21 protein-coding genes are annotated in these 21,948 nt (G+C 68.5%); 15 read left to right on the top strand and 6 right to left on the bottom strand.

The window, feature by feature from the left end; genetic code table 11:
* Window positions 1–7 precede the first annotated feature (7 nt).
* Window positions 8–1,120 carry a UDP-N-acetylglucosamine 2-epimerase gene (locus NQK81_RS23445; RefSeq protein WP_257483280.1) on the bottom strand — a complete coding sequence of 371 codons (1,113 nt, stop codon included), beginning with the start codon at window positions 1,118–1,120 and terminating at the stop codon, window positions 8–10.
* Window positions 1,121–1,181: 61 nt separating this feature from the next.
* On the opposite strand from NQK81_RS23445, the gene NQK81_RS23440 reads away from it, so the two are divergent.
* Both NQK81_RS23440 and NQK81_RS23435 read left to right on the top strand, forming a co-directional pair.
* Window positions 1,182–2,198 (top strand): glycosyltransferase family 2 protein, encoded by a 1,017-nt coding sequence (locus NQK81_RS23440; RefSeq protein WP_257483279.1) that lies wholly within the window; start codon window positions 1,182–1,184, stop codon window positions 2,196–2,198.
* The gene (locus NQK81_RS23435) at window positions 2,195–3,478 is read left to right on the top strand and encodes a polysaccharide biosynthesis protein (protein WP_257483278.1); all 1,284 of its coding nucleotides are present in this window, start codon (window positions 2,195–2,197) and stop codon (window positions 3,476–3,478) included. Before NQK81_RS23440 ends, NQK81_RS23435 begins: the two co-directional genes overlap by 4 nt.
* A gap of 147 nt (window positions 3,479–3,625) precedes the next feature.
* Here the strand turns inward: NQK81_RS23435 and NQK81_RS23430 are convergent, their stop codons facing one another.
* Window positions 3,626–5,677, bottom strand: coding sequence for a DUF6541 family protein (locus NQK81_RS23430; protein WP_257483277.1), 2,052 nt, complete (start codon window positions 5,675–5,677; stop codon window positions 3,626–3,628).
* A gap of 277 nt (window positions 5,678–5,954) precedes the next feature.
* On the opposite strand from NQK81_RS23430, the gene NQK81_RS23425 reads away from it, so the two are divergent.
* The 9 genes from NQK81_RS23425 (at window position 5,955) to NQK81_RS23385 (ending at window position 14,711) form a co-directional block, all read left to right on the top strand.
* Window positions 5,955–6,656 (top strand): glycosyltransferase family 2 protein, encoded by a 702-nt coding sequence (locus NQK81_RS23425; RefSeq protein ID WP_257489823.1) that lies wholly within the window; start codon window positions 5,955–5,957, stop codon window positions 6,654–6,656.
* A 12-nt stretch (window positions 6,657–6,668) separates the two neighbouring features.
* On the top strand, window positions 6,669–7,106 hold the full coding sequence (locus tag NQK81_RS23420) for a DUF2304 domain-containing protein (protein WP_257483276.1): 438 nt from the start codon (window positions 6,669–6,671) through the stop codon (window positions 7,104–7,106).
* 44 nt (window positions 7,107–7,150) lie between these two features.
* Window positions 7,151–7,651, top strand: coding sequence for a uridine kinase family protein (locus tag NQK81_RS23415; RefSeq protein WP_257483275.1), 501 nt, complete (start codon window positions 7,151–7,153; stop codon window positions 7,649–7,651).
* A gap of 338 nt (window positions 7,652–7,989) precedes the next feature.
* Window positions 7,990–9,663: an ABC transporter substrate-binding protein gene (locus NQK81_RS23410; RefSeq protein ID WP_443092886.1), complete on the top strand. Its 1,674-nt coding sequence runs from the start codon at window positions 7,990–7,992 to the stop codon at window positions 9,661–9,663.
* An 86-nt stretch (window positions 9,664–9,749) separates the two neighbouring features.
* Window positions 9,750–10,751, top strand: a complete 1,002-nt coding sequence (locus NQK81_RS23405; RefSeq protein ID WP_126737231.1) for an ABC transporter permease — start codon at window positions 9,750–9,752, stop codon at window positions 10,749–10,751.
* Complete coding sequence (locus NQK81_RS23400; RefSeq protein WP_126737230.1) at window positions 10,748–11,683, top strand: ABC transporter permease; 936 nt, start codon at window positions 10,748–10,750, stop codon at window positions 11,681–11,683. Before NQK81_RS23405 ends, NQK81_RS23400 begins: the two co-directional genes overlap by 4 nt.
* Before the next feature lie 6 nt (window positions 11,684–11,689).
* A complete protein-coding gene (locus NQK81_RS23395; protein WP_257483273.1) occupies window positions 11,690–12,685 on the top strand; it encodes an ABC transporter ATP-binding protein in 996 nt (331 codons plus the stop codon).
* Window positions 12,682–13,800, top strand: coding sequence for an ABC transporter ATP-binding protein (locus tag NQK81_RS23390; RefSeq protein WP_257483272.1), 1,119 nt, complete (start codon window positions 12,682–12,684; stop codon window positions 13,798–13,800). Before NQK81_RS23395 ends, NQK81_RS23390 begins: the two co-directional genes overlap by 4 nt.
* Before the next feature lie 269 nt (window positions 13,801–14,069).
* The gene (locus NQK81_RS23385; RefSeq protein WP_257483271.1) at window positions 14,070–14,711 is read left to right on the top strand and encodes an SDR family oxidoreductase; all 642 of its coding nucleotides are present in this window, start codon (window positions 14,070–14,072) and stop codon (window positions 14,709–14,711) included.
* Here the strand turns inward: NQK81_RS23385 and NQK81_RS23380 are convergent.
* Entirely contained in the window at window positions 14,704–15,267 is a 564-nt protein-coding gene (locus NQK81_RS23380) for a CGNR zinc finger domain-containing protein (protein WP_257483270.1), read from the bottom strand. The two genes, NQK81_RS23385 and NQK81_RS23380, sit on opposite strands and share 8 nt — an antisense overlap.
* Window positions 15,268–15,354: 87 nt before the next feature.
* Here NQK81_RS23380 and NQK81_RS23375 point away from each other — a divergent pair, with 87 nt between their 5' ends.
* A complete protein-coding gene (locus tag NQK81_RS23375; protein WP_257483269.1) occupies window positions 15,355–16,053 on the top strand; it encodes an SDR family oxidoreductase in 699 nt (232 codons plus the stop codon).
* A 183-nt stretch (window positions 16,054–16,236) separates the two neighbouring features.
* The gene (gene erm, locus NQK81_RS23370; RefSeq protein ID WP_257483268.1) at window positions 16,237–16,971 is read left to right on the top strand and encodes a 23S ribosomal RNA methyltransferase Erm; all 735 of its coding nucleotides are present in this window, start codon (window positions 16,237–16,239) and stop codon (window positions 16,969–16,971) included.
* On the opposite strand, the gene NQK81_RS23365 is transcribed toward erm, so the two are convergent.
* Window positions 16,874–17,797, bottom strand: coding sequence for an EamA family transporter (locus tag NQK81_RS23365; RefSeq protein ID WP_257483267.1), 924 nt, complete (start codon window positions 17,795–17,797; stop codon window positions 16,874–16,876). The two genes, erm and NQK81_RS23365, sit on opposite strands and share 98 nt — an antisense overlap.
* An 87-nt stretch (window positions 17,798–17,884) precedes the next feature.
* Between NQK81_RS23365 and NQK81_RS23360 the strand changes: the two genes are divergently transcribed.
* Window positions 17,885–18,844 carry a LysR family transcriptional regulator gene (locus NQK81_RS23360; protein WP_192742625.1) on the top strand — a complete coding sequence of 320 codons (960 nt, stop codon included), beginning with the start codon at window positions 17,885–17,887 and terminating at the stop codon, window positions 18,842–18,844.
* Here the strand turns inward: NQK81_RS23360 and NQK81_RS23355 are convergent.
* Window positions 18,780–19,385: a TetR/AcrR family transcriptional regulator gene (locus NQK81_RS23355; protein ID WP_371878806.1), complete on the bottom strand. Its 606-nt coding sequence runs from the start codon at window positions 19,383–19,385 to the stop codon at window positions 18,780–18,782. The two genes, NQK81_RS23360 and NQK81_RS23355, sit on opposite strands and share 65 nt — an antisense overlap.
* Window positions 19,386–19,443: 58 nt before the next feature.
* Between NQK81_RS23355 and NQK81_RS23350 the strand changes: the two genes are divergently transcribed.
* Window positions 19,444–20,070 (top strand): peroxiredoxin-like family protein, encoded by a 627-nt coding sequence (locus tag NQK81_RS23350; protein ID WP_257483266.1) that lies wholly within the window; start codon window positions 19,444–19,446, stop codon window positions 20,068–20,070.
* A 115-nt stretch (window positions 20,071–20,185) separates the two neighbouring features.
* On the opposite strand, the gene leuA is transcribed toward NQK81_RS23350, so the two are convergent.
* The gene (leuA, locus tag NQK81_RS23345) at window positions 20,186–21,943 is read right to left on the bottom strand and encodes a 2-isopropylmalate synthase (RefSeq protein ID WP_185927396.1); all 1,758 of its coding nucleotides are present in this window, start codon (window positions 21,941–21,943) and stop codon (window positions 20,186–20,188) included.
* Window positions 21,944–21,948 lie beyond the last annotated feature (5 nt).

Genomic DNA, 21,948 nt, shown 5'->3' with positions numbered 1-21,948 from the left:
CGAAGCGTCAGCAGTAACCCAGGCGGGCGAGCGTGTCGACGATGATCTCCGACGGGTGGAACTTGTCGACCCAGGACTCGCCGCGGCGGTTCTGGTAGGTGTCGAGGAAGTTCTGCAGCTTGTCCCCGCGCATCTCGGTCAGCACGACGGTCTCGCCGAGGTGCTGCGGCGTCTCGGTGCGCTCGCGGTGCACGGCGCACGGCAAGCCGAGGTAGTAGCACTCGGCCGACAGGCCACCCGAGTCGGTGACCACGTACTCGGCGCGCGCGACCAGCGGCAGGAACTTCAGGTACCGCATCTTCGGCTGGATGATGAAGTTCTTCTCGTCGAACAGGTTCGCCAGGCCGAGCGAGCGGATCTTCTCGCGCTCGGGCGCGCCCGCCATGTAGAGGATCGGCATCTGCTTGCTCTGCTCGCGCAGGATCTCCAGCGCCTCGCGGTACTTCTCCGCGCGCGAGACCAGCTCGAAGCGGTGCAGGGTGGCGAGACCGAACTTCTCCGGCAGGCCCTCGACGTCGAGCGGACCGTTGATGGCCATCCGCATCGCGTCGATCGCGGTGTTCGCCTCGGTGTCGACGACGACGCCGCGCGCGTTGCGGAGGTTGTTCACCTCACGCGCGCTCGGCGCGAAGTGCATGTCGACGATCTTCGCGGCGATCTTCCGGTTCAGCTCCTCCGGCAGCGGCGACATGATGCTGCCCGACCGCGCGCCCGCCTCGACGTGCCCGACGCGCGACTTGAGGATCCGCTTCCCGATGAGCGAGCCGTACGGCGTGGTGAAGGTGTCGCCGTGCACCAGGACCAGCGGCGGGCGCCCGTCCTCGACCAGCGCGGCCTTCAGTTCGGCGCGGCGGCTCCACGCGGTGCGCAGCACCTGCGTGGCCCAGCCCGGCACCTGCGCGGGCGACTCCAGGTTGTGCGCCTTCTCCTTCGGCACGAGCCAGACGTCGGGCTCCGGGAGGTTCAGGTCGGCGAGAACGTCCGAGACCTCGTCGACGTGCTGCGCGGTGAACCAGATCTTCGGCCGGACCCCGCGTTCGAGGATGCCGTGGTAGACCGGCGCGATTTTGATCAGTTCCGCCGTGGTGCCGAGAATGAAGGAAATCACCGGAAGAGCCATTCTGTCGGGGTCTGCGGTGCCCGAAGGATACTGGTGGGCCGCGCAAGGTAGCCTCGCCGGGGTGAGTGCGAATTCGCTCCTTCCGGCCCTGTCCGTCGTGATCCCGGTCTACAACGAGCAGGACTGGATCGATCGCAGCGTCGGCGCGCTGATCGCGTCGGCAGAGGCGGCGAACTGGCCGGTCGAGGTCGTCGTGGTCGACGACGGCAGCACCGACGGCACCGGCGCCAAGCTCGCCAGGCTGCAGGAGCTGTACGGCATCACCGTCCTCACCCAGCCGAACAGCGGCCGGTTCGAGGCGCGCCGCGCCGGGATCGCGAAGGCTTCCGGGCGGCAGATCCTGCTGGTCGACAGCCGCGTGATCGTGGACACCGGCTCGCTCACCTTCCTCCGCGACCAGCTCGTCGACCATCCCGAGCGCACGGTGTGGAACGGTCACATCAACGTCGCGTCCGAACACAATCCGTACGCGGGATTCATGGCGGGACTGGTCAAGATCCCGTGGCGCCGTTATTGCGCGAACCCGCGGCTGATGTCGTTCGGTATCGATGAGTTCGACGTCTTCCCCAAAGGCACCGGATTCTTTTCCGCGCCGAAGGACGTTCTCGAGGATTCGTCCAACGCGTTCGAGTCGCTCTTCGAAGACGTCCGTTTCGCCAGTGACGACACGGGTGTTCTGCGCTGGATCGCCGAACGTCACCGCATCTTCCTCGCCCCGGAGTTCTCCGCGACCTACCACGGCCGCGATTCGTTCCAGAAGTTCGTCGGGCAGTCGTATTTCCGCGGCACCACGTTCGTCGATTCGTATCTCGCGTCCCCCGGCCCCGCGCGCAACGGCCTGTTCGCCGCGATGGCGGTCGGAGTCCTCGGCCTCGGTGTCGCCGCGAAGCGCCCGAAGACCGCCGTCGCGCTGGCCGCCGCCGGGTCGACGGCCGCCGGGTTCGCGGTGACGAAGTTCGGCGCGACCAAGGCCGAGGCCAAGGCCGTCGCCCGGCTCACGCCCGTGTTCGCAGCCGGCTTCGGCGCCGGCGCGCTCCGGGGTCTCTTCATGGCGCTGCGGGCCCGGCTGCGTAAATGAGCAACGCGGTGAGCAGCGAAGAGCTGGCCAAGGACACCGGGAAATCCGCCGGCCGCATCGGCGTCTACCTGCTGATCGCCATCGCGCTCGGCTACGTCCTCACCGTCGTGTGGGGACGGACGCTGTCGCCTGCCGACAACGCGGTCCTGCTCTCCTTCTGGGGCATGTTGATGGGGCTGGGCGCCGCCCTGTCCCCGCTCGAACAGGAGATCTCCCGACAGTCGGCGCATGCCGCGCTCGAAGGCCGCAAGGCGGGCCGCCCGGCGGTGATCGCCTTCGTCACCAGCCTGGTCGCGGTCGGCGTCGCGGCCCTTTTCACGCTCATCCCGCCGGTGACCGGCAAGGTCTACGGCGGCCAGTTCGCGCTCGCCGTGATCGTGCTCGCGGGCGGCCTTTCGTTCGCCTTCCAGTTCGCCGCGCGCGGCCTGCTGATCGGCCAGGACCACGTCCGGTCCTACTCGTGGCTCATCCTGGTCGAGGCCGCCGTGCGGATCCTCGTGGTCGCCGCGCTGGTGGTCGCCGGGCTCACCCAGCTGTACTGGTTCGCCATCGCCGCCGCGACCGGCTCGTTCGCCTGGCTGCTGTTCGCCCGCGGCGCCGCCAAGCTGGTCGACCCGAAGCTGGACGCCGACGAGCCCGCGAAGCCGGTCGTCACGAACATGCTGATGCTGCTCGCGGGCGCCGGGTTGACCGCGAGCGTCATCACCGGCTATCCGGCGCTGGTCAGCCTGCTCGCGCCCGGCGGTGACAAGGACGCGCTCGGCGTTCTCTTCCTCGCTCTGTTCGTGGCGAGGACACCGCTCACGCTGATGGCGCCGGTCCAGGCGCTGGCGGTCCCGACCGTGGTGCGCCTGTCCAGCACCGAGGAGGGCAAGCACCGGCTGCGGAGGCTGCTCGCGCTCGGCTCGGTGGGTGCGCTGGCGCTCGCGGCCCTCGGCGCGCTCATCGGCTGGCTGATCGGCCCGTGGGTGGTGCGCCTGGTCTACGGCGCCAAGAACGACCCCGAAGCCTGGTGGATGGCCGGGCTGGTCTGGTCGTCGGTGCTGCTGGCCGCGATGCAGCTGCTCGCCGCCGTCCTCGTCGCGCAGGCCAAGGCCACGAAGGTGCTGATCACCTGGGCCGCGGTCGTCGTCGCGACCGCGTTGGTGCTGCTGTTCTTCCCCGGCGACACGGTCGTGCGCGCCGTCGTCGGCCTCGCCGCCGGGCCGACCGTCGGCCTGCTGGTCGTCATGGCGTTCGTGGTCCGCGGCGGCCCCGAGACGACGAAGGCCGTCGACTAGGCCGTGTCCTGCAAGTCATGTTCGCGGTCTCCGCGCCCAGGCGCTCCCTGACGGCACGGGCGGGGACCCGGTACGAGGCCGACCCGCCCGCACCGTCAGGAACCACCTGGATCACGAAGCCCATCGAACAGACTTACAGGACACGGCCTAGCTCTGCGGCGGCAGGTCGAGCCGGTAAACGCTGACGCTGCCCGACGAGAAGGTCTTCGTCAGCCCCGGCAGCCCGGCCAGGTTGCTCAGCCCCGGCGCCAGCGCGAAGGACAGGTCGCCGCTCCAGTGGCGACCGTCGGTCCCGACCGTCGGGGCGACGGTGTCGACGTAGATCCAGCGCACGTTCTTCCGGCGCAGGATGTCCCGCACCTGCGAGTCGGCAGGGTAGGTGTTGAACCGCGCGAGCAGCAGCTCGTTCTCCTTGATCGGGCTGTGCCCGTCGGGAACGATGTTGACGATCGGCAGGTCGTAGTCGACATAGAGCAGTGTCGAGCCGTCGTTCGCGTTGTTGAGGATCGCTTCGCCCGGCGCCGCGTGCTCCTTCAGCCACTTCGCGGCGGCGTCGTCCTGATCGGAGTACCGCGTGAACTGCGGTGCGGAGTAGCGCTGGCTGAGGGAGTAGGCGGCGGTGTTCATGTAGCCGCGGAACGTGGTCACGGTGAGCGCGCCGAGCAGCACCACGGTCAGCCCGAAGGCGATCGCGGGCCGGGCGTTCGCCGGGATCGGGTTGCGCACCTTGCCCGAGACCAGCACCAGCCCGATCACCACGAAGATGACGCCGACCAGCGTCGGGATCAGCAGGTAGATGTGGCTGTCGATCCTGCTGGCCACCCGGTAGTAGTACCGGCCGACCATCGCGCCGAAACCGGAGTTGGGCGAATTATGGTAGGTCACGATGACGGCGGCCCAGAAGACCCAGGCGGTCACCAGCGTCCACGCGCGCCGCGAGAGCACCGCGAAGACCAGGCCGACCAGGCCGAGGACGCCGAGCGTCAGCTGGCCCAACGTGTTGCCGGGATCGAAGTAGCCGCCGTAGGGCAGCTTGGCGAGCACGCCGAAGGCGTCGCCGAGGGCGACCCCGCGGATGTTCGCGGGAGCGTCCGAAACCGTGCCGCCACCGAGCCGCAGCAGCGCCAGCACACTCGGGATCAGCAGCACGACGGTGACGACGGCGGCCAGCACCAGCGGCAGCAGCGAGCGGACGAACGCGAGCCTGCCGGACCGCGTGACCAGCAGGCCGAGCATGGCCGCGACGGTGGTGAACGCGATCGACGTCAGCGCGCTCGGGTGCAGGTTGAACGCCCCGGCCATGGCGACACCGATCAGCACGGCGCGTCCCCAGTGGCGCTTGCCGATCACCAGCATGACGGCGACGAGACCCGGGGTGATCGCCAGCGCGGCCGCGTTCGGCAGGACCCCGCCGTCGTGCGCGAAGGCGATGGCCGGGCGGTAGAGCTGCACGGAGACGAGCGCGGCGACACCGGCGGCGAGCTCGACCCAGCCGCGGCCGACGCGGCCGTGCCGGAGGACCGCGGCGGTGAACGCGGCCACCGAAAGCGGCATCACGATCACCGTGAACACGACGGTCACCAGGTTGATGGACAGCATCGTGTCGCCGAAGATGTCCGTCAGCAGCGCGCTGACGTCGGTGAAGCCCGGCGGGTAGTACTGGATGTTGGTGTCGTTGACGACGTCGATCGGCAGTACCTGCCACGGCGCCGCGCGCCCGGTGAAGTGCGTGTACGCGGTCAGCACGGCGTGCGTGACGGTGTCGTGCTCCTGCGTGGGGGTCGCCCAGGAACCGAGGCCCTTGTGCCACATGCGGACGCCGAGCACGACTCCGCCCAGCGCGATCACGGCGCCGAGGATCTGCGCGATCCGGGCGGGCCTGCCGGCCAGCGCGCGCAGCCGGTCGTCCTCGGCGGGCTCGGCGAGCTCGGCGGGCGGACGGCGGCGGACGATCAGCAGCCTGCCCGCGCCCGTCAGCAGCAGCACCACGACCAGCGCGATCACGACGGTGAGCAACCCGAAGCGCAGCCCGGTGACACCGGTGAAGAGCGACACCAGCAGGACGAAGCCCATGGTGAGCGGCGCCGAGAGCCCGGCGAGCCACAACCGCTCGCGCAGGCCGGCGGTGAGGAGGATCGCGAGCCCAGGGAGCAGTACGACGAGTGCGCCGACTGCGAGCTGGGCGGCTTCGGACAGCATGTCTTCTCCGATCGAAAAATGCCGCTGACGCGGCGAGTCTATGAGGGGGTATCGCGACGTCCCGGACGCGGGGGAGTGGCCGCTGACTTGCCCGGTTGGCGTCTTCGAGACCACTACCGGCGGGCACACCGCGGTTTCCGCTCTCATGGCTGATGGCGTCGCGCTCTCGGGGGAAGCAGCGAGTGATGGAGCGGGTAGCGGCCGCTCACGGCCAGTGAGAAGATAGAGTGATCCAGTGTCCAGTACGTCCGTGACCACCCGCCGCGTACTCATCGTGATGCCCGCTCTCAACGAGCAGGCCAGCGTCGGCGCCGTCATTTCCCAGGTCAAGCAGTCCCTGCCCGGCATGGACGTGCTGGTGGTCGACGACGGCTCGTCCGACGACACGGCCAAGCTCGCCCGCGCGGCGGGCGCGGAGGTGGCCCGCCTCGCGGTGAACCTCGGTGTCGGCGGGGCGATGCGCACCGGCTTCCGGTACGCGGCCGCCCGCGGTTACGACGTCGTCGTCCAGGTGGACGCGGACGGTCAGCACGATCCCGACGAGGTCGCCGCCCTGCTGGACGCGCTCGACGACGCCGACATCGCGATCGGCTCGCGGTTCGCGGGCAAGGGTTCGTACAAGGCGAGCGGCCCGCGGAAATACGCGATGGTCGCGCTCTCGGTCGTTTTCTCCCGGCTCGGGAAGACCAAGCTCACCGACGTGACCTCCGGGTTCAAGGCGATGGGCCCGCGCGCGATCAAACTGTTCGCCGCGTACTACCCGGCCGAATACCTCGGCGACACGGTCGAATCGCTGGTGATGGCGATCCGCGCCGAACTGAAGATCAAGGAAATCCCGGTGATCATGCGCGAACGGGCGGCCGGAACGCCGAGCCATTCGCCGGTGAAATCGGCCATCTACCTCGGCCGTGCCGGACTCGCCCTGCTGTTGGCGCTGGTGCGCCGCCGTCCCGCCGTCGACTCGTCGGATTCGGCGTAAAAGGAGCTGATTATGGCTGGCTGGCGCATTCTCAGCATCGTCGTCGCCTGTCTCGTGCTGTTCGTCGTCCTCGAGATGATGCGGCGGCGGAAACTGCGGGAAAAGTACGCGGGTGTCTGGCTCGTCCTCGCCGTCGGCGTGGTCGTGCTCGCCCTCGTTCCGCAGGCGGCCGACTTCATGGCGCGGATAACCGGCGTGCAAACGCCGTCGAACTTCGTATTCCTCATGGCCGGTGTGGTGCTGGCGCTGGTCGCGTTGCATCTGTCGACCGAGGTCGGGCATCTCGAAGAAGAGGTCCGGACCTCCGTCGAGGAGATCGCGCTGCTCCGCTGCGAACTCGCCGACGCCCAGCGCGACCTGGAGGAACGGGTCGCCGCGCTCGAAGCCAGGACGGCGGCCCCCGACGACGTCAAAGGGCTCCCCGAAGTGAGCCCCGCACGCGCACGCTGATCGACGCGCTTCTCGCGGCCCCGCCGAGGCTGGGCCCCGTCCGCGTGCTGGCCGTCGACGGCCCGTCCGGCTCCGGGAAGTCCACGCTGGCCGGGAAGATCGTGGCCGAACTGGCCGGCCGGGGCGTCCGGGTGGCGCTGGTGAGCACCGACGAGTTCGCCACCTGGGACGAGCCCGTTTCGTGGTGGCCGCGGCTGGAAACCGGCGTCCTGGATCCGTTGCGCGCGGGCCGGGCGGGCCGGTACCGGCGGGTGGACTGGTCCAGTGGTGTCCCGCTGCCGGGTGAAGAGGTCGAGATCCCGGTCCCCGAGGTGCTGGTACTGGAGGGCGTTTCCAGTGGCCGCGCGCGGATGCGCCCTTCGTTGTCCCTGCTGACCTGGCTGGACGGCGGGAGCGAGGCCGAACGTCTCGACCGTGGTGCCGAGCGCGACGGTGAGTCGTCCCGGGCGGATCTTCGGCGCTGGCAGCTGTTCGAGCGCGGGTGGTTCGCCGTCGACGGGACCAGGGCGGCGGCCGATCGTGTGGTCACCTCTCGTGAGTGGTAAGGACGGTTAGAACCGTCCTTACCACTCACGAGACGGGTCCAATGTCCTGCCGGTGTCTTGTTTTGTCCGGCACCCATTGGTCGTAGTGGTGGGCACCCATTTGAGTCAGTGACCCGGCACTCTGCGCGTTAGTGGTCCGGAATTGATTACACTCCGTCCGGAATTGCGGACACTTTGCGGTCGTATTGGCCGTCGTGTAGCGCGATCGTAACCTCGCGTGCTTAAGTGCGGGCTGAGTTCCCGCTAGTGTCGGCGGGCACACCGATCGTCCGTGGAGCTCGACTTTCCGACCGACCGGACGGTGCCTAAACACCGAAAATCTCCTCAAGGGGTGCCAGATGCAGCAACTGCGGGTGACCCGAGCACGCCGTGTGGCCCTGATCGGGCTTGCCGGCGCACTCGCGGTCTCCATTTCCGCCTGTGCCGAATCGAAGCGTGAAGAAGGCGCAGGGGGTGGCTCGGGAGGCACCATGGTCTTCGGTGCCGCCGGTAACCCGAAGACGTTCGACCCGCTCTTCAACGACGACGGTGAGACCTTCCGCATCATCCGCCAGATGATGGACACGCTGATCATGAACAAGCCGGGGACCGCGGACCTCGAGCCCGGTCTGGCGGAGAAGTGGGAAGGCAGCAACGAAGGCAAGACCTGGACCTTCACCCTGAAGAAGGGTGTGAAGTTCCACGACGGCACCCCGTTCAACGCCGAAGCGGTCTGCTTCAACTTCAACCGCATGTACAACATGAAGGGCGCCGCCGCCCAGAGCCAGATGATCTACTACGGCGACGTCTTCGAGGGCTTCGCCAAGAACGAGGGTGACGCCTCCGGCGCCCCGGTGTTCAAGGACTGCCAGGCCAAGGACGAGTCGACCGCCGTCCTGAACCTGAACAAGGCCAAGGGCGCCTTCCCGGCGGCCTTCACGCTGCCGTCGTTCTCGATCCAAAGCCCGGACGCGCTGAAGAAGTACAACGCCGACGCCGTCACCCAGAGCGGTGACTCGTTCTCCTACCCGGAGTACGCGCTGAAGCACCCGACCGGCACCGGCCCGTTCAAGTTCGAGAGCTGGGACCAGGCCAAGGGTGAGATCACGCTGGTCAAGGCCACCGACTCGCCGACCCAGACGGCCAAGCTCGACAAGCTGGTCTTCAAGGTCATCCCGGACGAGAACGCCCGCAAGCAGGCGCTCAAGGCCGGCGACATCCAGGGCTACGACTACCCGTCGCCCGCGGACTACGGCCTGCTGCGCAATGACGGCGAGCAGGTGCTCATCCGCCCGTCGTTCAACATCCTGTACCTGGGCATCAACCAGAAGAACAACCCGAAGCTGAAGGACCTCAAGGTCCGCCAGGCGCTGGCCTACGGTCTCAACCGCGACCAGTTCGTGAAGTCGAAGCTCCCCGAGGGCGCCGAGACCGCGTCGCAGTTCGTGCCGAAGGCGATCGACGGCTACAACGAGAACGTCACCAAGTACGAATACAACCTTCAGAAGGCGAAAGACCTGCTGAAGGAAGCCGGCGCCGAGGGCATGACGCTGAAGTTCTACTACCCGACCGAGGTCACCCGGCCGTACATGCCGAACCCGGCCGACATCTTCACCTCGCTGTCCGAGGACATGAAGGCCATGGGCATCAAGGTCGAGCCGATCGCCAAGCCGTGGAACGGTGGCTACAAGGACGACGTCCAGAAGGCGGGCAAGCACGACGTGCACCTGCTCGGCTGGACCGGTGACTACAACGACGCCGGTAACTTCGTCGGCACCTTCTTCGGTCGTGAGAAGCCGGAGTTCGGTTTCGAAAACGCGGAGCTGTTCTCGGCCATCTCCGCCGCGGACGCCGCGCCCGCCGGTGAGGCGCACACCAAGGCGTACCAGGAAGTGAACCAGAAGATCATGGAATACCTGCCCGCCATCCCGATCTCCTACGGCCCCCCGGCGATCGTCGTCGGCCCGAAGGTGAAGGGCCTGGTGGCCAGCCCGCTGACCGACGAGCGCTTCTACACCGTCACGGTCAACTGATCCACCACCACTGAGCCATCAGGGGGTGGGCGCTACCGCGCCCGCCCCCTGTGGCCCATTCCCGGGCTGGCAACAAAGGAACGCACGTGCTCCGTTTTCTCGTGCGTCGGCTGCTACAAGCGATACCGACGCTCTTGATCCTGTCCATTTTGATCTTCGCCTGGCTCCGGTCCCTGCCCGGCGGCCCCGCCGGCGCCCTACTGGGTGACAAGGCGACCCCGGAGAAGATCGCCGACCTGAACAAGCTTCTCGGCCTCGACGATCCGATCTTCGTCCAGTACTTCAAATTCCTCGGCCGGGCCATCACCGGCGACTTCGGCAACTCGCTGGTCTCCGCCCAGCCGGTCATGTCGGAGATCGCGAACTTCCTGCCCGCGACGATCGAGCTCGGTTTCTGCGCGATGCTCATCGCGGTGGGCCTCGGCATCCCGTTCGGTTACCTGTCCGCGCGGTTCCGCGGCGGGGCCGTCGACAACGTCATCATCGTGCTCAGCCTGGTCGGCGTCGCCGTGCCGGTCTTCTTCCTCGGCTACATGATGCAGGACCTGCTGGCCGCCCCGCTGGGACTTCCCTCGCAGGGCCGTCAGATGGCCGGTCTCGACGCCACCACCGTCACCGGGTTCGCGGTCTTCGACGGCATCATCACCCAGGAATGGGACGCCGCCTGGGACGCGCTCACCCACCTGATCCTCCCGGCGTTCGCGCTGGCCACGATCCCGCTCGCGGTCATCGTCCGGATCACCCGGGCTTCGGTGCTGGACGTGCTGAACGAGGACTTCATCCGCACGGCCAACTCGAAGGGCCTGACCCAGCCGATCGTGCGGCGCCGTCACGTGCTCCGCAACGGTCTGCTCCCGGTGGTCACCGTCATCGGCCTCCAGACCGGCGCGCTGCTCGGTGGCGCCGTGCTGACCGAGCGGGTGTTCAACTTCCGCGGCCTCGGCTTCCTGCTCGCCGAAGGCATCGAACGGCGTGACTACCCGCGTCTCCAGGCACTGCTGCTGTTCGGCGCACTGGTCTACGTGCTGGTGAACATGCTGGTCGATATCTCGTACGGGCTCATCGACCCGAGGGTGCGTGTCCGATGAACACCTTGCTGAACAAGAAGAAGGAGCCGATCGACCGGCTCGCGGCTTCCTCGGCGAAGGGGCACAGCCTCGGTGGCGAGGCGCTGCGCCGGATGATGCGGAGCCCGGTGGCCATCACCGGCGCCGTGATCACCGGCCTGTTCCTGCTGGTCGCGATCTTCGCGCCGCTCCTGGCGCCGAAGGATCCCTACGAGCGGTATCTGCAGAGCCAGGTCATCCTCGGCCAGGGCATCATCCCGGGCGCCCAGCCCGGATTCCCGCTCGGTGTCGACGACTTCGGCCGCGACTACCTTTCGCGGCTGCTGGTCGGCGCGCAGAACACGCTGCTGGTCGGTGTGCTCGCGACGATCATCGGCGTCGTGGTCGGCATGATCATCGGCGGCCTCGCCGGCGCCTTCGGCGGCTGGGTCGACACCGTGCTGATGCGGCTCGTCGACGTCATGCTGTCCGTGCCGTCGCTGCTGCTGGCGATCTCGGTCGCCGCGCTGTTCCAGAAGCCGAGCCAGTGGACGGTGATCGTCGCGGTCTCGATGGTCAGCGTGCCGATCTTCGCGCGACTGCTGCGCGGTTCGATGCTCGCGCAGAGAAACAGCGACCACGTGCTCGCGGCGACGTCGCTCGGCGTCAAACGCGGGGCGATCGTGTTGCGGCACATGCTGCCGAACTCGCTCGGCCCGGTCATCGTGCAGGCCACGCTGACCCTGGCGACCGCGATCCTCGAGGCGGCGGCGCTGTCGTTCCTCGGTCTCGGCGACCCGGACCCGAACCGGGCGGAATGGGGAATCATGCTGAGCCGCAGCGCTCGGCAGTTCCTCGACATCCGCCCCGAGCTGGCGTACTACCCGGCCATCGCGATCATCATCGTCGCGCTCGGGTTCACGCTGCTCGGCGAGTCCCTGCGGGAAGCCCTCGATCCGAAGAACAGGCGGTGATTTCTGATGGCACTCCTCGAAGTACGTGACCTCAAGGTCGTTTTCTCCCGACGCGGCGAAAAGCCGTTCACCGCGGTGGACGAGGTCAGTTTCGACGTCGAACCCGGCCAGACGGTCGGTCTCGTCGGTGAGTCCGGTTGCGGTAAGTCCGTGACCTCGCTGGCGATCATGCGGCTGCTCGCGAAACGCGGCAACCAGGTCAGCGGTTCGGTGTCGTTCGAAGGCACGGATCTGCTTCGCCTGTCGGACAAGGAAATGCGGGACCGCCGCGGCCGTGACCTCGGCATGGTGTTCCAGGACCCGCTGTCCTCGCTGAACCCGGTCATCCCGATCGGCCTGCAGATCACCGAGGTGCTGGAGCGGCATCGCGGGATGTCGCGCAAGGCGGCGTCGGTGGAGGCGGCGGAACTGCTGGACAAGGTCGGCATTCCCGACCCGGCACGGCGGCTTTCCGAGTACCCGCACCAGCTTTCCGGCGGGATGCGGCAGCGCGCGCTGATCGCGATCGCGCTGGCGTGCCGTCCGCGGCTGCTCATCGCCGACGAGCCGACCACCGCGCTCGACGTGACGATCCAGGCGCAGATCCTCGCGCTGCTGCGGGAACTGGTGCAGGACACCGGGACCGCGCTGATCATGATCACGCACGACCTCGGTGTCGTCGCCGGTCTCTGCGACCAGGTGAACGTGCTCTACGGCGGCAAGATCGTCGAGCGGGCGGAGCGGCACGCGCTGTTCGCCGAGCCGCGGCATCCGTACACGCACGGCCTGCTCGCCTCGATCCCGCGTCTCGACGCGGGCCGCGGCGAGAAACTGATCCCCATCAAGGGATCCGTCGCCGACAACATCCCGTGGGACGGCGGCTGCGCCTTCGCGCCCCGCTGCCCGAACGCTCTCGGCGTGTGCCGGGAGGTTTCACCGCAGCTGACCCCCGACCGCAATGGGCTGCTGCGCTGCCACAACCCGGTGATCCCGGCCGTGGCCGCACAAGGAGGGGTCCGATGACGCACACGGTTCCGCCGCAGGAAGTGCTGCTGGAGGTCAACGACCTCAAGGTGCACTTCCCGATCAAACGCGGCATCGTGATCGACCGGACGATCGGGTACGTGTACGCCGTGGACGGCGTCGATCTGGCCATCCGCAAGGGTGAGACCTACGGTCTGGTCGGGGAATCCGGCTGCGGGAAGTCCACTTTGGGCAGGGCGATCCTCCGGCTGACCGAGCTGACGAACGGCAACGTCGTCTTCGACGGCACCGACGTCGCGGGCCTCAAGGGCGAGGACCTGCGCAAGGCCCGCCGCCGGATGCAGATGGTCTTCCAGGACCCGATGTCCTCTTTGGACCCCCGGCAGTCGGTGGAATCCATTCTGACCGAAGGAATGAAGGCGCACGGCCTCGCCAAGGACAAGGAGGCGACGGCCAAGCGGCTGCGCGAACTCCTTGCCGCCGTGGGCCTTCCGGAGTCCTCGCTGCGGAAGTACCCGCACGAGTTCTCGGGCGGCCAGCGTCAGCGCATCGGTATCGCGCGGGCGCTCGCGGTCGAGCCGGACCTGATCGTCGCCGACGAACCGGTGTCCGCGCTGGACGTCTCCGTGCAGGCGCAGGTGGTCAACCTCCTGGAGGACCTGCAGGAGAAGCTCGGGCTCACGTACCTGGTGATCGCGCACGACCTCGCGGTGGTGCGGCACATCTCCGACCGCATCGGCGTGATGTACCTCGGCTCGCTGGTCGAAGAGGCCGACGCCGACACGCTGTACGAGAACCCGCTCCACCCGTACACGCGGGCGCTGCTTTCGGCGATCCCCGTGCCGGACCCGACGGTGGAGGACAGCCGGGAGCAGATCCTGCTCGCCGGTGACCTTCCCTCGCCGGCGCGGCCGCCGTCCGGCTGCCGGTTCCACACGCGGTGCCCGTGGAAGCAGCAGAGCCTGTGCGACACCGACCGCCCGCAGCTGCGGGAGATCGGCACCGGGCACCGGGTCGCGTGCCACTACGCGGAGGACATCCGCGACGGGCGGATCAAACCGCACGAGGTCAAGGCGGAGCTCGTCGGTGCCGGGGAGCTGAACCCGGACGTCGGCGGGCTGCCGGACGTCGGCTCGGCGGCGGAGATCCTCTAGACCCGAACGCGCGTGAAGGCCCCCTTCCCTCGGCTCAGCCGAGGGAAGGGGGCCTTCACGCGCTACGACCGCATTTAGTCCTCTAAATGTGTGCAGTCGGCGCGACCGGACGTGTTGCGAAAGCCACTTTCGCAACGTTGAAGGTTGCGAAAGTGGCTTTCGCAACACGCGGTCCCGTTGGCGAGGGCGCCGATCCCGCCGCAGTTAGCCGACTGCTTGCGGAGCGTGTGACCAGGCACGGGTCGCCGACTTCGGGCAGACTCGGTGTCATGCGGGTCACAGTGCTGGGTGCGTCGGGGCGGACGGGGATCCACGTGGTCCGGCTTCTGCGGGGTCGGGGGCATCAGGTGCGGGCGGGGCTGCGCAGCCGCCGCCGCGCGGACGAGGTCGCCGGCCTCGGCGCCGAAACCGTGGTCGCGGACGTCACCGCCGACGCGGAAGACCTCGTCGAGGCGCTCGCCGGTTCCGAGGTGGTGATCAGCGCGATCGGCGCACCGGATCCCGATCAGGCCTCGGTCGACCTCGTCGACCGCGACGGCGTGATCACCGCGATCCGTGCCGCCGAGAAGGCCGGTGTCTCCCGGTTCGTGCAGCTTTCCGCGCAGTTCGCGGATTCACCGGACCAGGGCGATCGCCTGGTGCGGTCGATCCTGATGGCGAAGCAGATCTCCGACAGCGTTCTCCAGCGCTCCAGCTTGAACTGGACGATCGTCCGGCCCGGCACACTGACCGACGACCAACCCGCCGGCCACGTCAAGATCGCCGGTCATCTCGAACCGGGCCGCGTCTCCCGCGCGGACGTCGCCGCCGTCCTGGTCGCCACGCTCGAGGAACCGCTCACCGAGAATCAGGGTTTCGACGTCATCGGCGGCGAGATCCCGATCCCCACGGCGCTGGCTTCGTTCAGCTGAGCGCCTTTTTCCGCTCTCGCGCGGCCCGCAGGTTCGCGACGTTCCCGCAGGTGCGCACGTCGTGCCATACCCCGCTGTTGTTGCGCGAGACGTCGTAGAAGGCCGAACGACAGCCGTCGAGACGGCACAGTTTCAGCCGCGGCCAGATCCCGGCCTGCTGCGCGAGCAGTGTCTCCGTCCACAGCGCCGACGCGAGCCACTGCCGTCCGGTGCCGGACGGGAACAGCCGGACGACGCCGTCCCGCAGTGTCAGATCCGCCTTGACCGGTTTGCCGAAGTCCGCGTCCCCGCCGTCCACGAGCGAAACGAACGTCTCTCGCAGGTCGCGAAGCGCGCGAAGGTCACCCGGCCCCAGCGTGATCTCGGGTACCTCGGCGTCCCGGGCGCGCGACCATTCCGCCAGCGCCTCGGCGGCCCAAGGCCGCGTCAGGTCGGGGTCGCTCAGCAGGTCGAGGCCGTACGTCTTGATCGCCTTCGTGTTGAGGAAGTCCTGAACGAGCGCCAGCCCCGAGGGGGCGGTGCGTAACCGGTACCGGTCCGTCGCGGTCCATGACATAGGTCAAGCGTACTTGACTCTGTCGGCCGGCGTCGCCATGCTGACGACAGAGGCAAAAGCCATACACTTCTGTCAAGGGAGCAAGTCATGACCTCCATCGAAGGCGCCGTGGCACTGGTCACCGGCGGGCAGCGCGGACTCGGCAAGGCGTTCGTCACCGAACTGCTCGACCGCGGCGCCGCCAAGGTCTATGCGACCGCCAGGTCGCCGCGCGAGGAGACCGACCCGCGGATCGTCCCGCTCCCGCTCGACGTCACCGACCCGGAGTCCGTCCGCGCGCTGGCGGAGAAGGCGGGCGACGCCACGATCGTCTTCAACAACGCCGGCGTCCTCGGCCTCGGCTCGCTGCTCACCGAAGACGTCGACGCGCACCGCCCGGTCTTCGAGACCAACGTCTTCGGCGCGCTGCGCATCGCGCAAGCGTTTGCGCCGCAGCTCAAGGACGGCGGCGCGCTGGTCAATGTGCACTCGATCCTGTCGTGGGCGGCCGGCTCGGGCTCCTACGGTGCGTCGAAGGCGGCTTTCTGGTCGCTCACCAATTCGCTCCGCATCGAGTTCGCCGAACAGGGCACCCACGTCGTCGGCGTCCACCTCGGCTACACCGACACCGACATGACCCAGGGCCTCGACGTCCCCAAGAACGACCCGCGCGACGTCGCCCGCCAGGTCGTCGACGGCCTCGAAAAGGGCGAGACCGAGGTGCTCACCGACGACCTCACCCGGCACGTCAAGGCCGCGCTGTCCGGCCCGGTCGAGCACCTCGGCACGAGCCGGATCGGCGCGTAGAAAACGGTTGGCGTGCCGCAGGCGGCCCGAGGTAGTTTCGCCGCCATGTGTGCTTCCGCGTTCACCAGGACCCGCCGCGCCTAGCGGCGGATCCCCGGCGTCAAGCAAGGAACCGCCGCCCGAGCGAGCCATCGCCGGGCCTGCCTCGTGCTGCCCGGCTCACCTCGAAGCCGCGGAGATCACTTGCGCACACAGCGTCCTGGCCGTCACGAACTCGGCCAGAACTTCCTCATCGACCGGAACACCGTCGAAACCGTCGTGCGGCTCGTCGCCGCGACCGGCGGGCCGATCATCGAATTCGGCACGGGCGACGGCGCGTTGACCCTCCCGCTGGAACGGCTCGGCAGGCCACTGACCGGCATCGAGATCGACGACCGCCGCGCCGCCCGGCTGGCGGGCCGCGTCCGGCCGTCCACGGAGATCGTCACCGCGGACTACCTGCGGTTCCCCCTGCCGCGGACACCACACGTACTGGTCGGCAATCTGCCGTTCCATCTCACCACCGCGACGCTGCGTCACGTCCTCGCCGCTCCCGGCTGGACGGACGCCGTCCTGCTCATGCAGTGGGAGGTGGCGCGCCGCCGGGCCGGGGTCGGCGGCGCGACCATGATGACCGCGCAGTGGTGGCCATGGTTCGACTTCCGGCTGGCGGGCCGGGTGCCCGCCGCGGCGTTCCGCCCGAGGCCCGGCGTCGACGGCGGTCTGCTCACCATGACCCGCCGCGAGCGGTCACTCGTCGACGACACGGATCGTGAGCGCTACCAGGACTTCGTGCGGCGGGTGTTCACCCGTCCCGGCAAGGGAGTCGTGCCCAAACGCCTCACCGCACACCAGTGGGCTGAGGCGTTTCGGCTTCGGCGAGGAAGTCCGGCTCGCGCACGCGGCGTTTCGTCGAACCGAACAGGACGCCGCCGATGACCACGGCCGCCGCGATGATCTCCACCAGCGAGGGGCGTTCGTCGAGGACCAGGAAGGCCATCGACAGTCCGACCACCGGCACCAACAGCGAGAACGGCGCGACCACGCCCGCCGGGTTGCGGCGCATCAGCGACGTCCAGATCCCGGACCCGACGATCGTGCCGAAAAGCACGACGTAGGCGAGGCCGCCGAGGCCGATCAGCCCGGTGGTGGTGCCGAGCGTGCTCAGTGAGTGCCCGATCTCGGCGGGCCCCTCCATGACCAGCGACAGCGCGAACATCGGCAGCGGCGGCACCACGGACATCCAGAGGACGAAGTTCAACGGGTTGTCCGGGGCCGCCTGCCGGGTGCTCAGGTTGCCGAATGCCCAGCTCAGGGCGCCGAGAAGGGTCAGGATCACCGGCAGCAGGGCGGCGTTCCCGGCCTGCTGCCAGGCGATCGTCGCCATCCCGGCGACGGCGAGCAGGATGCCGGTGAGCTGCCGTCCGGACACGCGTTCGCGGAGGAAGACGGCGCCGAGCAGGACGGTGAACGGCGCCGACGCCTGGAGCACCAGCGACGCGAGCCCGGTCGGCATGCCGGTGTCCATCGCGATGAAGAGGAACACGAACTGCCCGGTGCCGAAGCCCAGCCCGTAGCCGAGCAGGTGGCGGATCTTCACCTTCGGCCACGGCACGAACAGGATCGTCGGGATGGCGATGACCGCGAAACGCAGGCCGCCGGCGAAGACGGGCGGGAACTGGCCGAGGGTGGCGTGGATGGCGAGGAAGTTGCAGCCCCAGAGGACGGCGACGAACAGGGCGAGCAGGCGATCGCGGGCGGGCATGTCTTCACTCTTACGTGGCGCGACCCTTTAGGACCAGCGAGAATATTTGCAGCGATCGTTCAGTTCGGCTTCACATATGCTGGCGGTATGGACATCGGCCGGTTGCGGACCCTGCGGGAATTCGCCGATCGCGGCAGTGTGACGGCGGCCGCGAAGGCGTTGCACTGCACGCCGTCCGCGGTTTCCCAGCAGTTGCGCGCCCTGCAGAGTGACGTCGGTCTCGCGCTGACCGAACCGGCGGGCCGAGGCCTGCGGCTGACCGACGCGGGCCGCGCGCTGGTCGCCCGCGCGGACGACGTGCTCGCCGCGCTGGAACGCGCGGAGTCCGAATTGGACACTTATCGCAGCGCCCCGCGTGGCAGCGTCCGGGTGGCGATCTTCCAGTCCGCCGGGCTGATGCTGCTGCCCGGGCTGCTGCACCGGACGGCGGAGTTCGACGGGCTGGACGTCATCGTGCGCGACGTCGACATGACCCCGCCGGAGGTCCCCGGACTCGTCGCGGACTACGACATCGTGGTGGCGCACCGGGACGAGCACGCGCCGTCGCTCGGCTCGGACCGGCTGGAGACGCGGCATCTGCTGCGTGAACCACTCGACGTCGCGCTCCCCGCCGGGCACCGGCTGGCCAAGCGGCGCCGCATCGAGCTGGCCGAACTGGCCGACGAACGCTGGATCAGCGTCAACGCCGGTTTCCCGGTCGACGACATCCTCCAGTCGCTGATCATCCGCACCGGCGTACGCCCGCAGGTCGTCCAGCGCATCAACGATTTCCGTATCACCGAACGGCTCGTCGCCGCCGGGCACGGGATCGCACTGCTGCCCCGGTACACAATGGACACTCGACGCGGCAGCGGCCTCGTCGGCCGCCCGCTCGCCGGGATCAAGGCGGCGCGGCACGTGGAAGCGGTCTACCGGCTCGGGGCGGCTTCCCGGCCGGCGGTGGCGAAGGTGCTCGACGCGCTCGCCGAGGAGGTCGGCGCGCTCACGGGCGAGCGTGACTCTTCAGGTGGTCCAGCGCGATCTCGAGCGCGTCGGCGATCGGCGTGACGTCGTGGCGAAGGTGGGCCATCAGCAGGCCGCCCTGGACGCAGCTCATCGCCGCTTGCGCGAGCCTGGCCGGATCGGCGTCCGCGGCGAGTTTTCCCTGTTCCCGCAACGATTCCAACCCGCGCTGGAGATGTGACTCCCATTCGCGGTAGGCCTTGTCCAGCAGCGGCGCGATCTTGGGGTTGTCGCCGAGTTCGCCCGCGAGGTTGCCCAGCGGACAGGCGATCGGGCCCTTGGGGGTGGTCTGGATGGCCAGGATCTCGCTCGCCCACTGGTCGAAATCGGCCCAGTCGTGCAGCTGGAAGATCGTCGGCTGGTTGCCGAGGATGTTTTCGAGGAAGCGGGCGATGACCGCTTCGACGAGCTGATCCTTGTTCTTGAAGTAGTGGTACATCTGCGATTTCCCCGCGCCGCTCGCCGCGAGCACCTTGTCGACGCTCGTCCCGGCGACGCCGTTGACGTACATCAGCTCGGCCGCCGCGTCGACGATCGCGTCCCTCGTCATCCGCCCCTGCGGGGTCTTCGCCGGTTGACCACTCATGTACCGGATAGTACAGTCGGTTTCACTGTACCGATCAGTACAATCAAAGGAGCCGACCATGGGGGATCTCAACACCGACCTCGCCGAGCTGCGGGAATCCGTCGCGAGCCACGTCCCGGCCGAGGTCGCCGAGGTGCTCAAGGCCGACCGGGCGGCGTTCGTGGGGGTGGTCGCCGAGGCGGCCGCGAAGCCGGGAACGCCGATGCCGGACCTCGCGCTGCCGGACGCCGGAGGCGAGCGGGTCCGGGTCGCGGACGGGTCCGCGGTCGTGGTGTTCTACCGCGGCGCTTGGTGTCCGTACTGCAACCTCGCCTTGCGCACGTATCAGCAGGAATTGCTGCCGGAGCTGGAGAACCTGGGCGTGAAGCTGGTCGCGGTCAGCCCGCAGCTTCCGGACGGCTCACTGTCCACAAAGGATCTTGAGTTCGTCGTGCTGTCCGATGTGGACAACGAGCTCGGCCGCGCGCTCGGCATCACGTTCCGGCTGGCCCCGGAGACGAAGCCGGCTTTCGACACGCTCATCGGTGACGTCGAGAAGATCAACGGGGCGGCGGAGTGGGAGCTGCCCTATCCGACCGTCCTGGTCGTGGACGGCGAGGGGGTCATCCGGTACATCGACGTGCACCCGGACTACACCACGCGCACCGATCCGGCCGATGTCCTGGCCGCCGTGAAGGCCCTGTAGCCGCCACCTTCCGCGGCCTTCAGGCGTAACTCACGCGAGTTACGCCCCGGCGCGCGTGAAGGCCCCCTTCCCTCGACTCAGCCGAGGGAAGGGGGCCGTCACGCGCGAAGCGAAACTACCGGTGAGCCCGGTTCACCGCCGAGACGACGGCCCGCAGCGAAGCGGTCACGATCGACGGGTCGATCCCGATGCCCCAGTACACCCGGTCGGAGATCGCGCACTCGATGTACGACGCGGCCCGCGCGTCGTCGCCCGGCGAGAGCGTGTGCTCGCTGTAGTCCAGCAGCCGCAGGTCGAACCCGACGGTCGACAGCGCGTCGAAGAACGCCGCGATGGGGCCGTTCCCGCGGCCGGTGACCTCGTGCTCGTCACCCTCGACCCGCACGGTAGCGGTGATGTCGTACTCGCCGTCCCCGTTGTCCCGGACGTGCTGGCGCACCAGCTCCAGCGGCGTCTTCAGCTCCAGGTACTCGGCCGAGAAGGCGTTCCACATCGTGGTCGGGTCGACCTCGCCGCCCTCGGTGTCGGTGTGCCGCTGGACGACCTTCGAGAACTCGATCTGCAGGCGCCGCGGCAGGTCGAGCTGGTGCTCGGCCTTCATGATGTAGGCGACGCCGCCCTTGCCGGACTGCGAGTTCACCCGGATCACGGCCTCGTAGTTGCGGCCGATGTCCTTCGGGTCGATCGGCAGGTACGGGACCTCCCACGGGTGCTCGTCGACCGGCGTCCCCACCTTGTCGGCGGCGGCCTTCAGCGCGTCGAGGCCCTTGTTGATCGCATCCTGGTGGCTGCCGGAGAACGCGGTGAACACCAGGTCACCGGCCCACGGGCTGCGTTCGTGCACCGGCAGCTGGTTGCAGTATTCGACGGTCCGCTTGATCTCGTCCATGTCGGAGAAGTCGATCTGCGGGTCGACGCCCTGGCTGTACAGGTTCATGCCCAGCGCGACCAGGTCGACGTTGCCGGTGCGCTCGCCGTTGCCGAACAGGCAGCCTTCGATCCGGTCCGCGCCCGCCTGGAAGCCCAGCTCGGCGGCGGCGATCCCGGTGCCGCGGTCGTTGTGCGGGTGCAGCGACAGGATCACCGAATCGCGGCGTTCCAGGTTGCGGTGCATCCACTCGATCGAGTCGGCGTAGACGTTCGGGGACGCCATCTCGACGGTCGCGGGCAGGTTCAGGATCACCGGCTTCTCCGGCGTCGGCTGCCAGATGTCAGTGATGGTGTTGCAGACCTCGAGCGCGTACGACAGCTCGGTGCCGGTGTAGGACTCCGGCGAGTACTGGAACCGGAAGTCGGTGTCCGGCTGCTTCGCGGCGTAGTCGACGACCAGCTCGGCGGCCTGCGAAGCGATCTTCGTGATGCCGATGCGCTCCTCGCGGAACACGACGCGGCGCTGCAGGATCGAGGTCGAGTTGTAGATGTGGACGATCGCGCGCGGTGCGCCTTCGAGTGCCTTGAAGGTGCGCTCGATCAGCTCCGGGCGGCACTGGGTCAGCACCTGGATGCTGACGTCGTCCGGGATGGCGCCCTCGTCGATGATCTCGCGGACGAAGTCGAAGTCCGTCTGCGACGCCGCCGGGAAGCCGACCTCGATCTCCTTGTAGCCCATGCGGACCAGCAGGTCGAAGAACTTGCGCTTGCGGGCGGGCGACATCGGGTCGATCAGGGCCTGGTTGCCGTCACGCAGGTCGACGGCGCACCACAGCGGCGCGGTGTCGATGCGCTTGTCCGGCCAGGTGCGGTCGGGCAGCGAGATGTCCTCGACCAGGTCGTACCAGGGGCGATAGCGGTGTACGGGCATCGAAGTGCCGCGCTGGGTGTTCCACGAAGCCTGCTCGGAAGGGGCAGGACGGGTGGGCTTGCGGATGCTCATGAGGG

Source organism: Amycolatopsis roodepoortensis (assembly GCF_024628825.1).
Taxonomy (GTDB): domain Bacteria; phylum Actinomycetota; class Actinomycetes; order Mycobacteriales; family Pseudonocardiaceae; genus Amycolatopsis; species Amycolatopsis roodepoortensis.
This window is presented reverse-complemented; position numbering and strand designations above follow the sequence as displayed.

Excerpts from the sequence above, each read along its gene's own strand:
- NQK81_RS23385 (WP_257483271.1), top strand. The coding sequence starts at position 14,070 with ATGCGGGTCACAGTGCTGGGTGCGTCGGGGCGGACGGGGATCCACGTG.
- NQK81_RS23445 (WP_257483280.1), bottom strand. The coding sequence starts at position 1,120 with ATGGCTCTTCCGGTGATTTCCTTCATTCTCGGCACCACGGCGGAACTG.
- NQK81_RS23390 (WP_257483272.1), top strand. The coding sequence starts at position 12,682 with ATGACGCACACGGTTCCGCCGCAGGAAGTGCTGCTGGAGGTCAACGAC.
- NQK81_RS23365 (WP_257483267.1), bottom strand. The coding sequence starts at position 17,797 with ATGCCCGCCCGCGATCGCCTGCTCGCCCTGTTCGTCGCCGTCCTCTGG.
- NQK81_RS23410 (WP_443092886.1), top strand. The coding sequence starts at position 7,990 with ATGCAGCAACTGCGGGTGACCCGAGCACGCCGTGTGGCCCTGATCGGG.
- NQK81_RS23430 (WP_257483277.1), bottom strand. The coding sequence starts at position 5,677 with ATGCTGTCCGAAGCCGCCCAGCTCGCAGTCGGCGCACTCGTCGTACTG.
- NQK81_RS23395 (WP_257483273.1), top strand. The coding sequence starts at position 11,690 with ATGGCACTCCTCGAAGTACGTGACCTCAAGGTCGTTTTCTCCCGACGC.
- NQK81_RS23400 (WP_126737230.1), top strand. The coding sequence starts at position 10,748 with ATGAACACCTTGCTGAACAAGAAGAAGGAGCCGATCGACCGGCTCGCG.
- NQK81_RS23350 (WP_257483266.1), top strand. The coding sequence starts at position 19,444 with ATGGGGGATCTCAACACCGACCTCGCCGAGCTGCGGGAATCCGTCGCG.
- leuA (WP_185927396.1), bottom strand. The coding sequence starts at position 21,943 with ATGAGCATCCGCAAGCCCACCCGTCCTGCCCCTTCCGAGCAGGCTTCG.
- NQK81_RS23375 (WP_257483269.1), top strand. The coding sequence starts at position 15,355 with ATGACCTCCATCGAAGGCGCCGTGGCACTGGTCACCGGCGGGCAGCGC.
- NQK81_RS23360 (WP_192742625.1), top strand. The coding sequence starts at position 17,885 with ATGGACATCGGCCGGTTGCGGACCCTGCGGGAATTCGCCGATCGCGGC.
- NQK81_RS23435 (WP_257483278.1), top strand. The coding sequence starts at position 2,195 with ATGAGCAACGCGGTGAGCAGCGAAGAGCTGGCCAAGGACACCGGGAAA.
- NQK81_RS23425 (WP_257489823.1), top strand. The coding sequence starts at position 5,955 with ATGCCCGCTCTCAACGAGCAGGCCAGCGTCGGCGCCGTCATTTCCCAG.
- NQK81_RS23380 (WP_257483270.1), bottom strand. The coding sequence starts at position 15,267 with ATGTCATGGACCGCGACGGACCGGTACCGGTTACGCACCGCCCCCTCG.
- NQK81_RS23355 (WP_371878806.1), bottom strand. The coding sequence starts at position 19,385 with ATGAGTGGTCAACCGGCGAAGACCCCGCAGGGGCGGATGACGAGGGAC.
- NQK81_RS23420 (WP_257483276.1), top strand. The coding sequence starts at position 6,669 with ATGGCTGGCTGGCGCATTCTCAGCATCGTCGTCGCCTGTCTCGTGCTG.